Annotated in this window: 13 protein-coding genes, 1 tRNA gene, 1 riboswitch and 1 other annotated feature; of the genes, 13 read left to right on the forward strand and 1 reads right to left on the reverse strand. The window is 49.8% G+C overall.

The features are described from left to right. Window positions 1–181 precede the first annotated feature (181 nt). Window positions 182–382, reverse strand: a riboswitch (cobalamin riboswitch). 158 nt (window positions 383–540) lie between these two features. The 12 genes from DWW13_RS01195 to ilvC all read left to right on the forward strand — a co-directional run bounded on the left by DWW13_RS01195 (window position 541) and on the right by ilvC (window position 16,730). Then, window positions 541–1,923: a SpoIID/LytB domain-containing protein gene (locus tag DWW13_RS01195; protein WP_158579730.1), complete on the forward strand. Its 1,383-nt coding sequence runs from the start codon at window positions 541–543 to the stop codon at window positions 1,921–1,923. A gap of 78 nt (window positions 1,924–2,001) precedes the next feature. After that, complete coding sequence (locus DWW13_RS01200) at window positions 2,002–2,979, forward strand: LacI family DNA-binding transcriptional regulator (protein ID WP_055218363.1); 978 nt, start codon at window positions 2,002–2,004, stop codon at window positions 2,977–2,979. A gap of 256 nt (window positions 2,980–3,235) precedes the next feature. Beyond that, a complete protein-coding gene (locus tag DWW13_RS01205) occupies window positions 3,236–5,080 on the forward strand; it encodes an alpha-amylase family protein (RefSeq protein WP_118718998.1) in 1,845 nt (614 codons plus the stop codon). A gap of 114 nt (window positions 5,081–5,194) precedes the next feature. Continuing rightward, a complete protein-coding gene (locus tag DWW13_RS01210) occupies window positions 5,195–6,064 on the forward strand; it encodes a YihY/virulence factor BrkB family protein (RefSeq protein ID WP_055218106.1) in 870 nt (289 codons plus the stop codon). 72 nt (window positions 6,065–6,136) lie between these two features. Beyond that, window positions 6,137–6,389, forward strand: a binding site (T-box leader). Window positions 6,390–6,554: 165 nt separating this feature from the next. Beyond that, on the forward strand, window positions 6,555–7,601 hold the full coding sequence (pheS, locus tag DWW13_RS01215) for a phenylalanine--tRNA ligase subunit alpha (protein ID WP_022461828.1): 1,047 nt from the start codon (window positions 6,555–6,557) through the stop codon (window positions 7,599–7,601). A 31-nt stretch (window positions 7,602–7,632) separates the two neighbouring features. Beyond that, window positions 7,633–10,077, forward strand: coding sequence for a phenylalanine--tRNA ligase subunit beta (pheT, locus tag DWW13_RS01220; RefSeq protein ID WP_117760353.1), 2,445 nt, complete (start codon window positions 7,633–7,635; stop codon window positions 10,075–10,077). A gap of 5 nt (window positions 10,078–10,082) precedes the next feature. Next, complete coding sequence (locus DWW13_RS01225) at window positions 10,083–10,730, forward strand: histidine phosphatase family protein (RefSeq protein ID WP_117509036.1); 648 nt, start codon at window positions 10,083–10,085, stop codon at window positions 10,728–10,730. Between the two features lie 318 nt (window positions 10,731–11,048). Next, a complete protein-coding gene (locus tag DWW13_RS01230; RefSeq protein WP_117760352.1) occupies window positions 11,049–12,074 on the forward strand; it encodes an aldo/keto reductase in 1,026 nt (341 codons plus the stop codon). Then, window positions 12,071–13,015 carry an AEC family transporter gene (locus DWW13_RS01235; protein WP_117760351.1) on the forward strand — a complete coding sequence of 315 codons (945 nt, stop codon included), beginning with the start codon at window positions 12,071–12,073 and terminating at the stop codon, window positions 13,013–13,015. Before DWW13_RS01230 ends, DWW13_RS01235 begins: the two co-directional genes overlap by 4 nt. Before the next feature lie 107 nt (window positions 13,016–13,122). Continuing rightward, window positions 13,123–14,925, forward strand: coding sequence for a glycoside hydrolase family 2 protein (locus DWW13_RS01240; protein WP_118719000.1), 1,803 nt, complete (start codon window positions 13,123–13,125; stop codon window positions 14,923–14,925). Window positions 14,926–15,046: 121 nt separating this feature from the next. Beyond that, a complete protein-coding gene (gene ilvN, locus DWW13_RS01245; protein ID WP_055226439.1) occupies window positions 15,047–15,553 on the forward strand; it encodes an acetolactate synthase small subunit in 507 nt (168 codons plus the stop codon). A gap of 157 nt (window positions 15,554–15,710) precedes the next feature. Then, entirely contained in the window at window positions 15,711–16,730 is a 1,020-nt protein-coding gene (gene ilvC, locus DWW13_RS01250; RefSeq protein ID WP_022462282.1) for a ketol-acid reductoisomerase, read from the forward strand. Window positions 16,731–16,888: 158 nt separating this feature from the next. Here ilvC and DWW13_RS01255 read toward each other — a convergent pair whose 3' ends face one another. Continuing rightward, complete coding sequence (locus tag DWW13_RS01255) at window positions 16,889–17,245, reverse strand: sporulation initiation factor Spo0A C-terminal domain-containing protein (RefSeq protein ID WP_022462283.1); 357 nt, start codon at window positions 17,243–17,245, stop codon at window positions 16,889–16,891. 265 nt (window positions 17,246–17,510) lie between these two features. Here DWW13_RS01255 and DWW13_RS01260 point away from each other — a divergent pair. Further along, a tRNA-Pro gene (locus DWW13_RS01260) sits at window positions 17,511–17,584 on the forward strand. The last annotated feature ends 34 nt before the right edge of the window (window positions 17,585–17,618 follow it).

The following is a 17,618-nucleotide window of genomic DNA, read 5'->3' on the forward strand; positions in this document are numbered from 1 at the left end:
ACCTTTAAGCGGAGGATGGCGCCTGACTAAGAACAGGCGAAACCAGAATCTGAAACGGTTTACCCGGCCGTTTAATGCAATGCATAAATCTCGCTCGAAGGTTTCTAAAAATCTAATCGAAAATTTTCAGACATTCCATATCCCATAATAGTCTTTGAATGGAAGCTTTCATCGGAAGCATCAACCCTATGCATACAGAGCAGGTTTCCTGACTTACAGATCATCGTTCCACATTCCTTCTCATATGTTGCGGACATACAATGGATTTGTTATGCTTCACTCCCTGATTACAGTGACCGGATCGCCCAGGAATCTCACCTGAATTCCCTCTCTCACCAAAAGACGGATCTTCTTTTGATGCACTCTGGATGTTGATATGAAATTTATACACAACCGTACTATATACCATAGGGCGGTATTTGTCAAGGAAAAATCGCAAAAAGAAAAGGAATCGGACAAAAAGCCGTGTGCATAGAATGAGATATGAAGAGAAAAAATGATAAATTGGAATTGATACTGTTAGGAGTGGGGATTCTCCTGTTGCTGTTATTGTTTGTTGTGAAGCGCCGTCTGGATGCGCCGGAAGAGACAGCGACAGCAGAAAGCAGGACGGAGACGATGGAAGGCAAAAAGCAGGAGGAGACGATACAGAACATGGAACAGGAAAACGCGGCTTTTCTGAACAGTAAAAAGGAAGAACAAAAAGAAACAACGGCAGCCGGACCGGTACAGATTCGTGTCCTTCTGACGGACTGCGGAAAGCTGGGATACGCACAGAAACAGGTGTCCCTGCGTGGAAACGCAAGCCTTTCCATGAACGACGGCGCATACATAGCTTCCCCGCAGGAGACGATCTGTGTGACGGAACAGGAATGCGGGGAAGTTGTGCATGTGGTGCCGGCCGATGAGACGGCGGGAACGGCGGTTTCCCTGACGGGAAAGCCGGAAGACGAGACGGTTTATCCGGGAAGTTTTGTCATCTATAAAAGCGAAGAGGGACTTCTCGTTGTAAATGAACTTGATCTGGAAATGTATCTTCGGTATGTCGTGCCGAGTGAGATGCCGTCCTCCTACGAAAAGGAGGCATTAAAAGCACAGGCGGTCTGTGCGAGAACGTATGCGTGTGCCAGGATTCGTGAAAAAACGTGGGAGAACTACCACGCGGATGTAGACGACAGCGTGGAAAGCCAGGTCTACCACAATATGGAAGCGCAGCCGGAGACAGACGCTGCGGTGGCGGAGACAGAAGGAAAAATCATCACCTGCGGCGGGGAACCAATTCAGGCGTATTTTTTCTCAACCTCCTGCGGGAAGACGAGTACGGATGAAGTGTGGAATACGGCGGAGACGGCAGAATATCTGAAGAGCGTGACGGTAGGCGGGGAGAAGCAGGAACCGGAGACGGAGGAGGCATTTGCATCGTTTATCACCAAAAGGGACAGCACAAGTCTGGAAGTGGAGGACGGCTGGTACCGCTGGCAGGTGACGATTCCGGCGGATGTGCTGTCAGAACGGGCAGCGGATCAGAAAATCGGGGAGATCACGGGGATTGAGGTGCGGCGGCGGTCAGAGGGAGGTGCGGCAGAAACCGTCCGTATCGAGGGGAAAAAAGGATCCATGGAAATCGAGGGAGAGTATCAGATCCGAAAGTTCCTCTCGGCGAAAGGCTGGCCGATTCAGAAAAATGACGGAACTGTAAGCTGTGAGATGGAGCTGCTTCCGAGTGCCTGCTTTATCGTGGTTCCGGAAAAAGAAGGGGAAACGGCTGTCTCCTTTACATTTTACGGCGGCGGCTACGGCCACGGCGTCGGCATGTCACAGAACGGTGCGAAACATCTGGCAGAGCAGGGAAAATCGTATGAGGAGATTCTCCGCTATTTTTACCAGAACATCGAAATCGGCGACTGCCGTTCCCTTTTTTAAAAAAATCACCGAAAACAGATTTTTTGTGCTATAATGGGCGAAAGTGAAAAACAGTTAGAAAATGACGAGGAGAGAAACATGGCGACAATCAAGGACATAGCGGCACGCGCCGGCGTTACGGCGACGACGGTTTCCCGCGTGATCAACAACCGCGGATACATCAGTGAAGAGACAAGAAAAAAAGTAACGCAGGCGATGCAGGAGATGAATTACCAGCCGAATGAGCTGGCGCGTTCCCTGGCAAAAGCGCATTCCAATACGATCGGGGTTATCGTTCCGCACATCTCGCACCCGTTTTTCAGTAAAATGATCAGTGCACTCGAGAGCGCGGCGGCAAAGCGGGGCTACAAGATTCTGCTCTGCAACTCGAAAGATCAGCCGGAGAAAGAAACCGAATATCTCGATATGTTCATCTCCAACCGTGTAACCGGCGTTGTGATGGCAAGCCGCGATGTGCAGATTGAAAAGTTTCATGATCTGAAAATTCCGATCGTCAATTTCGAGCGAGAGGAAAATACGGAGGCCATTACGATCCAGTGTGACAACGAGCAGGGAGGAGCGCTTGCAGCATCGCATCTTGCGGACTGCGGCTGCCGCCATCTGCTTCATTTCGGCGGAATCGTCGGAAGAGATATGCCGGCGGACCGGCGTGCGGATGGATTCCTGCGCGTCTGCCGGGAGCGGGGGATTGAAGGGGAAGTTCTTTTGAGTGACCGCTTAAGCTACGGCTCCATGCACTATGAATCCTATATTGAAAAGGGCCTTCTGGAGCACCCGGAGACGGACGGCATTTTTGCAAGCAGTGACCTGATTGCCGCACAGGTACTCCAGCGCCTTTACGCCATGGGAAAACGGGTGCCGGAGGATATTAAAGTTATCGGGTTTGATGACACTGTGATCGCCGGGATTACCACGCCTTCCATCACGACGATCCATCAGCCGATTGAGGAAATGTCGGAGCTTTCCATTGCGTATATCGACCGGAGAAGAAAGGGAGAGATGGTGCCGAATGTGACGACCATGCCGGTGAGCCTTGTGGTGCGTGGTTCGGCGTGAAACAGAAAAAAAGAGAGAGACTCCGCGGAAAAAATAAGCTGCGGAGTCTTTTTCTGTTCCAGAAAGTAAACGATAGACAGAAAATGGTAAAAAAAGACAAAGAAAAAGGCTGAAATTTGTTGAAAAATACAGTATGTAAACGGTTGACATATAATTGCGGCAACGGTATACTGCAAGTGAAAGAAACGTAACACAGATTTTCCGTTGCCGGAACGCTGTGACAGGATAAAGAATAAGATAAAGGAGAACGAACAACATGACAGTGGAATATCAGAGAAGACTCGAGAAACACTATGATGAGCTGAAATGGCTCTACTGCGAGCTGTATCCAAACGGACAGGGAAGATTTGAAGAGCTCTGTGCGAGCATGGAGCAGTGGTACAAAGAGCGGAATAAAAAATGGAAAGCACTCGACCGTAAGAGAGAAAAACAGAAGAACTGGTATAAGAGCCAGAAAATGCTCGGCATGATGCTGTACATCGATGCATTCGCAGACAACATCAGCGGCCTTGAGGAGAAGTTGGATTACTTAAAAGCGTGCAACGTGAATTATCTGCACCTGATGCCGTTCCTTGCCACTCCGAAAGGAAAGAGTGACGGCGGCTATGCCGTTGCCGATTACCGTACCGTACAGCCGTCCCTTGGAACGATGGAGGATCTGGCTGCACTCTCTGAAAAATGCCACGACCAGGGCATGAGTCTCTGCATGGATTTCGTTATGAACCACACTTCCGAGGATCATGAGTGGGCCAAACGTGCACTTGCCGGAGAAAAAGAGTATCAGGACCGTTACTTCTTTTTCGATAACTACGACATTCCGTCCGAATATGAGAAAACCTGCCCGCAGGTATTCCCGACAACGGCACCGGGCAACTTTACCTGGAGAGAGGACTGTCACAAATTTGTCATGACAACATTCTACCCATACCAGTGGGATCTGAACTATGCGAACCCGGTTGTCTTCAATGAGATGGTCAACAACATGCTCTATCTCGTCAACCAGGGAATCGATATCGTCCGCATCGATGCCGTTCCATACATCTGGAAACAGCTCGGCACCACCTGCCGTAACCTGCCGCAGGTACATACCATTGTCCGCATGATGCGTATGATCACCGAGATCGTCTGCCCTGGCGTTCTGCTGCTCGGCGAGGTTGTCATGGAGCCGGAAAAGGTTGTTCCGTACTTCGGAACTCTGGAAAAACCGGAGTGCCATATGCTGTACAACGTAACGACGATGGCATCCACCTGGCACACCATTGCAACGGCAGATACCCGCCTGCTGAAACATCAGATGGATATTGTGACGAGACTGCCGAAGGACTATGTCTTCCTGAACTATCTGAGATGCCACGATGATATCGGCTGGGGTCTCGATTACGAATGGCTGAAACAGTTCGGCATCGCCGAGGCACCGCATAAAAAATATCTGAATGATTACTTCCGCGGCTATGTGGAGGGAAGCGATGCAAGAGGAGAGCTCTACAACGACGATCCTGTTCTGCAGGATGCGCGTCTCTGCGGAACGACGGCTTCTCTCTGCGGTCTTGAGGCGGCAGGCTTTGAGCAGAATGAAGAGAAGACGGCACAGGCCATCCAGAGAATCGAAATGCTGAATGCATACCTCTTCATCCAGTCCGGTATTCCGGTCATCTACAGCGGTGACGAGATCGGCCAGGTCAACGATTACTCCTACAAGGAGAGCGAGGACTACGACCGCAGATCCGACAGCCGTTATATTCACCGCGGCCACTTCCGCTGGGATCTGGAACCGGCGAAGGATAAAAAAGGAACGGTACAGAATCGGATTTTTGCTTCGATGAAGAAGATGGAAGAGCTCAAATTCAAATATCGTCCGTTTGATGGGGAGGCGGATGTCTGGACCGAGGAAACGTACGATACCGCACTTCTCTGCGTCTGCAGAAAATCCGGCAATGAGATGGTGACGGGAATCTTCAACTTCAGCAACGAGGACCGTACCGCATGGATCGATATGGGAGAGTTCACCTGGAAGGATCTGTTTACCGGCGAAAAACGCGTTCTGCGCGGTGTTCCGGTTCCAGCCCGCGGTTACGCATGGTATTACCGCAAATGGGATTGAAATCCCTTGCGAAGGAAAGAAAAGTATGATATGCTTTGTAGGCTATCCTGCAATACAAGATGTGTGCAATAATGGGATAGATTCACGAAAACAAAGAAAAGGCGGTTTTGCCAGATGATAAAAACAATCCGCGGTTTTATGAAGCGCCTGAATGAGGACCATGTCGGTGCTTATGCAGCGCAGAGCGCGTATTTCATTCTTCTTTCCTTTATTCCGTTTGTTCTTCTGGTTGTTACGCTTGTAAAATATACGCCGCTGACACGCGACGATGTTTACAGCGTTCTGATCAATATGCTGCCCACGGAGTTCCAGAGCTACGTGGGCGGTATTGTAAATGAGATCTTTTATCAGTCCGTTGCCTATATGCCGATTACGATCATCACAACGCTGTGGTCGGCGGGAAAGGGCATTGCGGCGCTGACAAACGGGCTGAACAGCATTTATCACGTAACAGAGACACGTAATTACATCATCAACCGGCTGCGGGGCATGGCATATACCTTGATATTTGCCGCTGCATTCCTCACCAGTCTGGTGCTTCTGGTCTTCGGAACCCGCATTCAGAATAAGCTGACGGAACATCTGCCGATGGTGGCGCGCGTGACATCCTCTATCATGGGCATGCGTACCCTGATTACGACAGGCGTGCTGGCGGTTCTGTTCCTGGTGCTGTATAAATGCATTCCGAACCGGAAGGCGAGCTTTAAGAGCCAGTGCCCGGGCGCACTGATCTCATCCCTTGCCTGGTCTATTTTTTCCCTTGCATTTTCCATGTACCTCGACATCGCGCTTGCAGCGTCCAATATGTACGGCAGTCTGACGATGATCGTGTTTATCATGATCTGGATGTATTTCTGCATGTGGATCCTTCTGATCGGCGCGGAGATCAACGCGTATTTTGAGGATAAACTGCGGAAACTGCAGAACGCGGCGATCGAGCATTTTATGGAAAATAAAGAGACAAATAAAGAAGCGGGAAAATAATGGCTTGACATCCGGGGGTCAAGACGGTACAATAAACATTGTTTATGAAAGTTTTATAGATAATCTAACAGGAAAAATGCTGTGAAGATGTTCAGAGAAATATTTTTTCCGCCAGAGAGAGGGAGTCATCGGCTGCAAGCTCCTTCAGGTTCAGGAATATTTCAAATTTCGCATTGGAGCAGATGTCCGGAACGCATAGCAGGATACTGGAAATGCAAGTAGGGACAGACGTTTGGTGTACGTTACAGCACCGGCTATGAGTGTCTGCAGGAAGTATCTGCAGAAATCAGGGTGGTACCGCGAAATTTCAGATCTCGTCCCTTTGTGGGGCGGGGTCTTTTTTTCGTGAGCAACGAGCCAGGCAGCCATGCTTGCATGGATATCTGGCGACTGCCACGAAAATCAGATGCTCCGCTGTTTGCAGCGGGGTATCTGATTGTTTTTCACATTTACCATCAAACAAGCAAGAAAAAGAAAGTAGGAGAGTCAAATGCAGGAAAAAAGTGTATTAACCGGCCATCTGTCTGAATTAAAACAGAAGATTGAAAATGGACTGGAAGAGCTGAAAAGCTCCAAAGAACTGTATGAATTTAAGAGCGAGTATCTGGAAGGAAAGAAAAGTAAGATCAGCGGGCTGATGAAAGAAATGAAAAACATTGCCCCGGAAGAGCGCGCAAACTACGGTAAATCCGTCAATGAGTTAAAAGAGTGGGCGCTTGGCCGTTTCCAGAAAGTGGAAGAGGAGATGAAAGAGCGCGAGCTGCAGAAGAAATATGAGTCCGAGAAAATCGACCTGACCCTTCCGGCAGAAGAGACAGCGATCGGAAACCTTCATCCGGTTACCCTGATCCGCAAACAGCTCATCGACATCTTTGCAGGCATGGGCTTTGAGGTATACGAGGGAAGAGAAATCGAGACCGATTACTACAACTTTACTGCACTGAATACACCACAGGATCACCCGGCAAGAGATATGCAGGATACCTTCTATCTCTCCCCGGAATTCCTGCTTCGTACCCAGACATCGGCAGGCCAGATTCATGTCATGGAAAACAAAAAGCCGCCGATCAAGATCCTTTCCCCGGGACGTGTTTTTCGGTCTGATGACGACGCAACCCATTCTCCGATGTTCCATCAGATGGAGGGACTCGTTGTCGACAAAAACATCACCCTCTGCGACCTGAAAGGAATGCTCGACGTACTCGTACAGAAGATCTACGGCGAGGGAACCACAACCCGTCTCCGTCCGTCTTACTTCCCGTTCACGGAGCCGTCCGTTGAGGTAGACTGCAGCTGCTTCGCCTGCGGCGGAAAAGGATGCAGCCTCTGCAAGGGAACCGGCTGGATCGAGGTCCTTGGAGCAGGTATCGTAAACAAACGCGTGCTGGAGAACTGCGGCATTGATTCAGAAGAGTACAGCGGCTTCGCTTTTGGCATCGGCCTGGAGCGTATCGCCATGCTGAAATACGGAATCAACAACATCAAACTGTTATTCGGTTCCGATCTGCGGGTTTTAAATCAGATTAACGAGAAATAAAGACGAAACAGTTTGAATTTGGAGGTTTAATATGTTAGTACCGTTAAGTTGGCTGAAAGAATATGTAGATATTGATGTTACCCCGGAAGAACTGGAGAAAAAACTGTTCGACGGCGGTTTTGAAGTAGAAGAGCGTTATCAGGTGGGAAAAGACATCAGCAATGTTGTTGTCGGGCTGGTGGAGAGCTGCGAGCCGATCCCGGAGACCCATCTTCATGTGTGCCAGGTAAATGCAGGAGAACACGGCACCATGCAGATCTGCTGCGGCGCCGACAACGTGCGCACCGGCGGAAAATTCCCGGTTGCCCTTCCTGGCGCTTCTGTTTATGCAACAGCAAAAGATCATAAGACCATCGAGGGTGTTATGACCATCAAAAAAGGAAAATTAAGAGGATATGAGTCCTGCGGAATGCTCTGCTCCGGCGTGGAGCTCGGCCTTACCGAGGATCTGTACCCGGGCGCAGGCTACAACGGACTGCTTGTTCTGCCGGAAGATGCCGAGCTTGGCGCAGATGTCAAAGAGCTGACAGGTCTTGACGACTGGATCTTTGATATCTCCCTGACTGCAAACAGACCGGACTGCCAGAGTATCCTCGGTATCGCAAGAGAAGTATCGGCGATGCTGGAAAAACCTTTAAAAATGCCGGCAACCGATTACAACGAGACGGATGTGGAAAAAGAAGGCTTCTCTGTCCGCGTGGAAGCTCCGGAACTCTGCCCGCGTTACAGCGCTCATTACGTATATGACGTAAAAATCGGAGAGTCCCCGGCATGGATGAAACGCCGTCTGGCACTCGTCGGCATGTCCGCGATCTCCAACGTGGTTGATATCACAAACTACGTCTTAAAAGAGATCGGTCAGCCGATGCATGCTTTTGACTGCTCTTATCTGGAAGGCAATGAAATCTGTGTCAGAAGAGCAAAAGAAAATGAAAAGATTGTGACCCTCGATGAGCAGGAATACACAATGAATGAGAACAACCTCGTGATCTGCGACGGCGTAAAACCGGTTGCACTTGCCGGTGTCATGGGAGGCTTAAACTCCGAGATCCGCGACACGACAGAGGCTGTTATGTTTGAGTCCGCAAAATTCGCACGCGACAACGTCAGAAAGACAGCCCGTGCGCTTGGAAAAGCGACGGATGCCAGTGCAAGATATGAGAAAGGCGTAGACGAGTATTCAACCGTACTTGGTATGAAACGTGCCCTGCATCTGATGGAAGAGCTTGGCTGCGGTAAAGTTTCCCGTACCCATTTCGATGTGAACACCGGAAACTCCATTGATCCGACTCCGATGACCGTCAGTGTCAGCAAAGTAAACGGCGTACTCGGTATCGAAGTTCCGGAAGCAGAGATTCTCCGCATTATGAAAAACCTGAACTTTGCACCGGAAATCAACGGCGATGAGCTGACCATCCAGGTTCCGGCTTATCGTGAGGATATGCTGCCGGAGGGAGAGAACGATGTCGAGCGCTATCCGGACGTGGCAGAGGAAGTCATCCGTATGTACGGCTACGATCACGTAACCGATACCTTCCTTTCCGCTGCACAGGTAACGATGGGCGGCTACAATGAAGAGCAGAAAGGCGAGCTGGCACTGAAGAATACCTTATGCACCATGGGTATCTACGAGTGCATGCATTACTCCTTCTTCTCCCCTGCAGATCTGGATCTTTTGAAACTGCCGGCAGATGCAAAAGAGAGAAATGCCATCGAGATCATCAACCCGATCAACCAGGATCTGTCCCTGATGCGTACCACACTGGCAGCTTCCATGCTGAATGCCATTTCCAGAAATGAGAAACAGGGCACCCTTGAAGGAAGACTGTTCGAGGTAGCAAGCATCTACATTCCGGAGTCCCTGCCGCTGACATCCTACCCGGATGAGAGAAAAGTTCTCTGCGTCGGAACCTTCGGAAACAACGAGAGCTTCTTCACTATGAAGGGCATCGCCAACACCATCGCCGAGAGCATGGACATTGAGTTCACCTACGAGCCGGTTCAGAAATCCTTCCTGCATCCGTATCAGGCAGTGAAAGTACTCTGCGAGGGTACAGAAATCGGATACTTCGGAAAAGCAGCATATGATATCCAGAACGAGCTGAGCATGCGTGCTTCCGCTTACATCATGGAGCTTGACTTAAAAGAGCTCTCCAGATGGTACGGCAAAAAACGCACCTTCCAGCCGATCTCCAAATTCCAGGAGGAGAAACGTGACCTGGCATTTGTCATGGACAAAAACATCAGCTGCGGCGATGTAGAGAACTGTATCCGCGAGGCAAACAAATACGTAAAAGAGATCCGTCTGTTCGATGTTTACGAGGGCGGCCAGATTCCGGAAGGCAAGAAGAGCATGGCGTTCACCGTCACCTTTGCACCGAAGGAAGAAGCATTTGACTTCGAAAAAGTACAGAAATTTGTCGAGAAGATCTGCAAGAAACTGCAGAATGAGTTCAACATCGAACTGAGAGGCTGATTTTTATGAAACTTTATATCATGCGCCACGGTGAAACCGCGTGGAACGTAGAAGGCAGACTGCAGGGCCAGACGGACACCGAGCTGAATGAGAACGGTGTCCGTCTGGCGAAAGTGACGGCGGAAGGACTGAAAAATATCCCGTTTGACCTTGGAATTTCCAGTCCACTGCGCCGCGCAAAGCACACGGCAGAGCTCGTCCTTGCGGGCAGAAATGTGCCGCTTACGACCGACGACCGCCTGATGGAGCTTTCCTTTGGCTCCTGGGAAGGGCTTGGATGCCGGGCAAACAATTTTGAGATTCCGTCTGAACACTTCGACGATTTTTACAGAGATCCGTTCCACTTCCGCCCGGCGGGAGACGGAGAGACAATCCAGGAGGTCTGCGACCGGGCAGAAGCGTTCTATCATGAGCTGACTGCGAAACCGGAGTTCCAGGACAAGACGATCCTGATCGCCACCCACGGCTGCTGCATGCGCGCGCTGCTGCGCAATGTCTATGAAGACAAGAACGACTTCTGGCACGGCGGCGTGCCGTACAACTGTGCGGTCAGCATCATCGAAGTACAGAACGGTGTTTCCACGCTGCTTGCGGATAATAAAATCTATTATGATCCGTCGGACTGCGTAAACTTTTATAAAGAAGTAAAATAAAAAATGATATTCAGAGGCAGACATAAAAGGAAAGTATTTCCCTTTGTGCCTGCCTCTTTAAATCGCGTTTGCCGTCTGACAGAAAGTGTGATACTATAGAAATAACGGATTTTAACACCAGTAGACAAGAAGTCCCCCGTTTCTGAAGCGGTGGGATGAATTGCTAAAAGAAACATAACGGCATTGGCGGGCGGAGAGAAATCGGTATCCTCCACTGACATGAGGCAAGTCACAGTCGAACTATTTTCGACATGTCAGACTCCGTGAAATACCGACTGTGAGTTGAAACAATGAAAGCGAAAAAGGAGGAACATAAGTATGTCCATGGTAACACTGGGAAGTACAGGAATCTGTGTAAACAAGAACGGCTTCGGCGCGCTGCCGGTACAGCGTGTCACGAAAGAAGACGCTGTTTATCTGCTGCGCAAAGCGTATGACGGAGGCATCCGCTTTTTTGATACCGCGCGTGCATACAGCGACAGCGAGGAAAAATTAGGCGCAGCGTTTGAGAAAATGCGTGAGAAGGTCTTTATCTCTACGAAGACGATGGCAAAGGATGTGGAGGGGTTCTGGAAGGATCTGGAGACAAGCCTTTCCCTTTTGAAGACGGATTACATCGATATCTATCAGTTCCACAATCCGTCCTTCTGTCCTAAGCCGGGAGATGGAACCGGCCTGTATGAGGCGATGCTGGAAGCAAAAGCACAGGGAAAAATCCGCCACATCGGTATCACGAACCACCGCATGAGCGTGGCAGAGGAGATCATCGAGTCCGGTCTTTACGAGACGCTGCAGTTCCCGTTCTGCTATCTGGCAACGGACCGTGAGAAAGCACTGGTACAGGGATGCAAAGAGAAAAATATCGGCTTTATCGCAATGAAAGCGCTCTCGGGCGGGCTGATCACAAACTCCGCGGCTGCATATGCTTTTGAAGACCAGTACGACAACGTGCTTCCGATCTGGGGCGTCCAGAGAGAAAAAGAGCTGGACGAGTTCTTAAGCTACATTGCCTGTCCGCCTGCCATGACGGATGAAATCAAGGCGATCATCGAGAAAGACCAGAAAGAGCTCTCCGGCAACTTCTGCCGCGGCTGCGGTTACTGTATGCCATGTCCGGCAGGCATTGAGATTAACACCTGCGCGCGCATGAGCCTGCTTCTGCGCCGTTCCCCGTCCGCCAACCAGCTCACCGAGCGCGGCCAGGCGATGATGAAGAAAATCGAAGGTTGTCTCCACTGCGGCGCCTGCATGAAGAAATGTCCCTACGGTCTGAATACGCCGAAGCTTCTCGAAGAGAACTACGAAGATTATAAAAATGTACTGGCAGGAAAAACGCTGGTATGAGTAATCTGATCTTCAGCCTGAACGCGACGATGCCGATCTTCCTGACAATGATTTTGGGACTTTTCTTTCGAAAGGTTGGTATTCTGGACGAATCGTTCACAAGCAAAATGAACAAATTTGTGTTTAAAATCGCACTCCCGGTGCTGCTGTTCCAGGACCTGTCGGATTCTGATTTCTCCGCTGTGTGGGATATCAAATTCGTTCTGTTCTGCTTCTTTGCAACACTGCTCTCAATTCTTGCGGTATGGGGACTTTCCCATCTCTTAAAAGAGAGAAGTGCAAGAGGCGAATTTATCCAGGCGGCGTACCGGAGCAGTGCGGCGATCCTTGGTATTGCCTTTATCCAGAATATCTACGGAAATTCCGGCATGGCGCCGCTGATGATCATCAGCAGTGTGCCGCTGTATAATATCATGGCGGTTGTCGTTCTTGCAGTATTCCGTCCGGAACGGGAGGAGATCACGGCAGATTTTGTGAAAAAGACGGCGAAAAATATCGTGACAAACCCGATTATCCTCGGGATCGCTGCAGGACTTCTCTGGTCGGTGCTTCGCATTCCAAAGCCGGTGATTCTGCAGAAAACGGTGCAGAATATTGCGGTACTTGCAACGCCGCTCGGCCTGATTGCGATGGGTGCGTCGTTTGAGGCAAAGAGCGCGGCAAAGAATATCCGGCCGTCGATTGCTGCAGCTGCGATTAAGCTGGTCGGTCTTGCAGCTGCCTTTCTGCCGATCGCCGTGATACTTGGCTTCCGTCAGGAAAAATTGGTGGCAATCCTTGTGATGCTGGGTTCCGCAACGACGGTGAGCAGTTTTATCATGGCGAAAAATATGGGTCATGAGGGAAGTCTGACGGCAAACACCGTTATGCTCACAACGTGCGGCAGTGCCTTTACGCTGACGTTCTGGCTGTATCTGATGAAAACGCTGGCGTTTATCTAACCGGATTGCGAATATCCGCTTTGATTTTCAGTACACCAAAAGCGTGTCCGGGATTTTGTCCGGGCACGCTTTTATCAATCATAAAAATCAGAAAAAGAGGGAAAAGAATGGACTTCAAAAATGCGGTCAAAGCATTACAGATTGGAAAAAAGGAAGGAAAAAAATTCCGCCTTTCTACGGAATTTGGGAAAAATCCGGAAGAAGAGCTCCCGTTTCCGGAATATCCGCGTCCGCAGATGCGCCGGGAAAACTGGACAAATCTGAACGGATGGTGGGAGTATGCGTTCACGGAAACGCAGAAAATGCCAGAACAGCGGGACGGAAAAATTCTCGTTCCGTTTTCCCCGGAGTGCGATGCGTCCGGCGTGAAGCGGCAGCTGCTTCCAAAAGAATATCTGTGGTACTTCCGCACGATTCAGCTTCCCAAAATTCCTGCCGGAAAACGGCTGCTGCTGCAGTTCGGCGCCGTGGATCAGGATGCGGTAATTTACTGCAACGGAAAGCGTGCCGGAGGCCATCTCGGCGGGTATCTTTCTTTTTCAGTGGATCTTACGCCGTATCTCAAAACGGGAGAGAACGAGCTTGCCGTCAAGGTGCGCGATGAGACGGACACGGACTGGAAGGGCCGCGGAAAGCAGAGCCTTACCCCGGGCGGCATGTTTTACACCGCGCAGAGCGGCATCTGGCAGAGCGTCTGGATGGAATGGGTGCCGGAGACGTATCTGGAACGCATCGTGATCACGCCGGAATATGATACGGCGAGCGTAAAAGTACGGGTTTTCCTCAACGGACCGGATGCGGGACTGACGAAAAAAATTACGGTGCGGGAGAGCGAAGCGCCGGATGCGAAGGTGATCTGCGTCCGGGAGACGAGAGAAAACGAGGCGGAGCTGATTCTCGGTAATTTTGCAGGCTGGAGCCCGGAACATCCGCATCTCTATGGGGTTTCCATTGAAGCGGGAGAAGACCGCATCGAGAGTTATTTCGGCATGCGCAAATTCGGCATTGGAAAAGATGAGAAAGGAATCACGCGTCTTCTCTTAAACGGAAAGCCGTATTTCCAGAACGGTGTCCTCGACCAGGGTTATTGGCCGGAAAGCCTCTACACGCCGCCGTCCGATGAGGCGATGGTTTATGACATTAAGACGGCCAAACGCCTCGGTTTCAATATGATCCGGAAACACCTGAAAGTTGAGTGCGCAAGATGGTATTCCCACTGCGACCATATCGGTATGCTGGTGTGGCAGGATATGATCAACGGCGGCGGCCGGTCGATCCAGACGTTCCTTTTGTACCTTCCGACCGTACTGCCGTTTGTGACAACGGAATTCAGGGATAACTGTTATCCGCTCTTTTCGCGGACCTCAAAAACGGGAAGAGAGTGGTGGAAGCGGGAGTGCCGCGAGACGGTTCATCAGCTTTACAATGCACCGTGCGTGTCGCTCTGGGTTCTGTTCAACGAGGGATGGGGACAGTTTGATGCCAGGGAGATGACAGAAATGGTGCGCGCTCTCGATCCGACGCGGCAGATCGACCACGCGAGCGGCTGGTACGATCAGGGAGCGGGGGACATCAAGAGCCTTCACAATTACTTTCGTCCGTTAAAAGTAAAACCGGAGGAGCGCGCGTTTGCTTTTTCTGAATACGGCGGCTATACGTATCCGGTACAGGAGCATCTCTACTCCGAAAAATCGTTCGGCTACCGCACATACCAGAACCAGGCACAGTACCAGAAAGCGATGGATGCACTGGCAGAAAAGATAAGAGAACTCACAGAACAGGGACTTGCCGCAGCAGTCTACACACAGCTTACCGATGTCGAGGAGGAGTCGAACGGCATCCTTACGTATGACCGGAAGGTGCGCAAATGGGAACCACAGGAAGCAAAAGATTTTTGCCGAAAAGAATAATTTGGTAAAATTTTTGTTGACAAAGCGAGGATGAGTTGCTAATATATTGGATAAGGCGTTGGAAGTTGTAAGAAATTGCTGAAAATCCGCGGCGCCTGCGGATGGAGGAAAGTTGGTGTTTATGGAACAGAAAAGAACATTATCCCTGCTGGTGGATAATACGCCGGGACTTTTAAGCAGAGTAGCTGGTCTTTTCAGCCGACGCGGATACAATATCGAGACGATCACCGCCGGTGTGACAGCAGACCCGCGATACACAAGAATGACTGTTGTTCTGTACTGCAGTGATGAAATGATTCTGGAGCAGATCAAAAAACAGCTGGCAAAACTTGTCGATGTGCGGGATATCAAAGAGCTGAAGCCGGACGAGAGTGTCAGACGAGAGCTGATGCTGGTCAAAATCCGTGTGAATGAAAATGAACGCCGCAATGTCATCGCCATCTCCGATGTCTTCCGTGGAAGAATCGTGGATGTGGGACAGGAAAGCCTGATTGTAGAGCTGACCGGAAACCAGTCAAAGCTCGAAGGGTTCCTGAATCTGGTACAGGGATACGAAATCCTGGAACTGGCCAGAACAGGAGTGACAGGACTCTCCAGAGGAGTCCACGATGTGCGTTACCTCGATTAACGCAGATCACATTACATACGTTTGCTAGAGGAATGAAGTTTTTGTATAGAAAAGTTCATTTCCCTGACAAACAGCAAAAGGCAGAAATGCTTTTCGCTGTATAAATTGACCGACCTGCCGCCGGTCAAGACATTCTATATATATGGAGGAAAATAAAATGGCAGCAAGACTTTTTTATCAGGAAGATTGTAATCTCTCTTTACTGGAAGGCAAAAAAATCGCAATTATCGGCTACGGAAGCCAGGGACATGCTCATGCACTGAACCTGAAAGATTCCGGCTGTGATGTTATTATTGGACTTTATGAAGGCAGCAAATCCTGGGCAAAAGCAGAGGCACAGGGATTCAAAGTATACACCGCTGCTGAGGCTGCAAAACAGGCTGATATCATCATGATCCTGATCAACGATGAGAAACAGGCTGCAATGTACAAAAAAGATATCGAGCCAAACCTGGAAGAGGGCAACATGCTGATGTTCGCTCATGGTTTCGCTATCCACTTCGGACAGATCGTACCTCCGAAGAACGTAGATGTAGCTATGATCGCTCCGAAAGCACCTGGCCACACAGTAAGAAGCGAGTATCAGGCTGGCAAAGGAACTCCTTGCCTGGTTGCTGTTGAGCAGGATTACACCGGAAAAGCTCTGGACAGAGCACTGGCTTACGGCCTTGGAATCGGCGGAGCAAGAGCTGGTCTTCTGGAGACAACCTTCAGAACTGAGACCGAAACAGACCTGTTCGGTGAGCAGGCAGTTCTCTGCGGCGGTGTATGCGCCCTGATGCAGGCTGGATTTGAGACTCTGTGCGAGGCTGGATACGACCCAAGAAACGCATACTTCGAGTGCATCCATGAGATGAAACTGATCGTAGACCTGATCTATCAGTCGGGATTCTCCGGAATGAGATACTCCATCTCCAACACAGCCGAGTACGGCGATTACATCACCGGACCGAAGATCATCACAGAAGAAACCAAGAAGACCATGAAGAAGATCCTTTCCGATATCCAGGATGGTACTTTCGCAAAAGACTTCCTTCTGGATATGTCCCCAGCAGGCGGACAGGCTCACTTCCGTGCAATGAGAAGAAAAGCTGCAGAGCATCCGTCAGAGAAAGTCGGAGAAGAAGTCAGAAAACTGTACAGCTGGAGCAACGAGGACAAACTGATCAACAACTAATCGGTTTGCTGTCAAATGATCCATATCGGGAGGCTGCCTTTGCGGGCAGTCTCCTTTTTTCGTTCTATCGTTTTATCATAGAAAAAACACTTCCGCGCCATGCATATCCCCCAATATGATAGGGCGCGGAAGTGTTATCTTTTCTGTATTCGTTTTTTTTATGCCTCCTGACGACAGGCAGGAAAAGCACGGTAGTATTTGATATAAGAACTTAAAATATCAAAAAATTCGGAATTGGTCGGTTTTGTCAGAACCGGATGCACAGAAAGCGAAAAGAGCAGATCACGGTTTCCGCGGGTCCAGCAGACGGAAATAGCGGTGCGGATGTCTCGTTCGACGCAGGAGGACGATACCTGAAACGTTTGCGCGATCTTTGGGTACAGCGTTTTGCTGACCCGAAGGAGATAATCTTCGTCTTCCATGCATAAAGCGATACCATAGGCGAGATAGCGAAATCCGCGGTATTTTGCACCAATTCCTAAAGAGTGTAGTAGAAAGTAAATTTCAGTTTCCATTACGATGTCTCCTTTTATTCAGTTTTTACATAGTCTTTGCAGACGGGCATGCCAGAGGTGAAAGTTTGTATGGCATACGATTTTCCCCTTTCACTTATGATACGTGGAAAACGTCGAAAAATTACATATTCAGAAAGAAAAAGTGACAATATAGTAAAATAAAAGAGAATATGACACGAAATAAAGAAATGAATGTAATGAAACGGGAGAGGGAAAAATAACATTGATTTTTCAGAAGTTCGCTGGTATAATGAAAACATGATTACGGGGTATGGCGTAGCTTGGTAGCGCGCACGGCTGGGGGCCGTGAGGTCGCAGGTTCAAATCCTGTTGCCCCGATCGGTAAGAGTGTCGTTTTACGGCACTTTTTTTC

This window comes from Blautia sp. AF14-40, from assembly GCF_003479665.1.
GTDB lineage: Bacteria > Bacillota > Clostridia > Lachnospirales > Lachnospiraceae > Fusicatenibacter > Fusicatenibacter saccharivorans.

What these genes read in the sequence shown, in the direction of transcription:
- DWW13_RS01235 (WP_117760351.1), top strand. Translation starts at nt 12,071, where the DNA reads ATGAGTAATCTGATCTTCAGCCTGAACGCGACGATGCCGATCTTCCTG.
- DWW13_RS01205 (WP_118718998.1), top strand. Translation starts at nt 3,236, where the DNA reads ATGACAGTGGAATATCAGAGAAGACTCGAGAAACACTATGATGAGCTG.
- ilvC (WP_022462282.1), top strand. Translation starts at nt 15,711, where the DNA reads ATGGCAGCAAGACTTTTTTATCAGGAAGATTGTAATCTCTCTTTACTG.
- DWW13_RS01240 (WP_118719000.1), top strand. Translation starts at nt 13,123, where the DNA reads ATGGACTTCAAAAATGCGGTCAAAGCATTACAGATTGGAAAAAAGGAA.
- pheT (WP_117760353.1), top strand. Translation starts at nt 7,633, where the DNA reads ATGTTAGTACCGTTAAGTTGGCTGAAAGAATATGTAGATATTGATGTT.
- DWW13_RS01210 (WP_055218106.1), top strand. Translation starts at nt 5,195, where the DNA reads ATGATAAAAACAATCCGCGGTTTTATGAAGCGCCTGAATGAGGACCAT.
- DWW13_RS01255 (WP_022462283.1), bottom strand. Translation starts at nt 17,245, where the DNA reads ATGGAAACTGAAATTTACTTTCTACTACACTCTTTAGGAATTGGTGCA.
- DWW13_RS01225 (WP_117509036.1), top strand. Translation starts at nt 10,083, where the DNA reads ATGAAACTTTATATCATGCGCCACGGTGAAACCGCGTGGAACGTAGAA.
- DWW13_RS01230 (WP_117760352.1), top strand. Translation starts at nt 11,049, where the DNA reads ATGTCCATGGTAACACTGGGAAGTACAGGAATCTGTGTAAACAAGAAC.
- DWW13_RS01200 (WP_055218363.1), top strand. Translation starts at nt 2,002, where the DNA reads ATGGCGACAATCAAGGACATAGCGGCACGCGCCGGCGTTACGGCGACG.
- ilvN (WP_055226439.1), top strand. Translation starts at nt 15,047, where the DNA reads ATGGAACAGAAAAGAACATTATCCCTGCTGGTGGATAATACGCCGGGA.
- pheS (WP_022461828.1), top strand. Translation starts at nt 6,555, where the DNA reads ATGCAGGAAAAAAGTGTATTAACCGGCCATCTGTCTGAATTAAAACAG.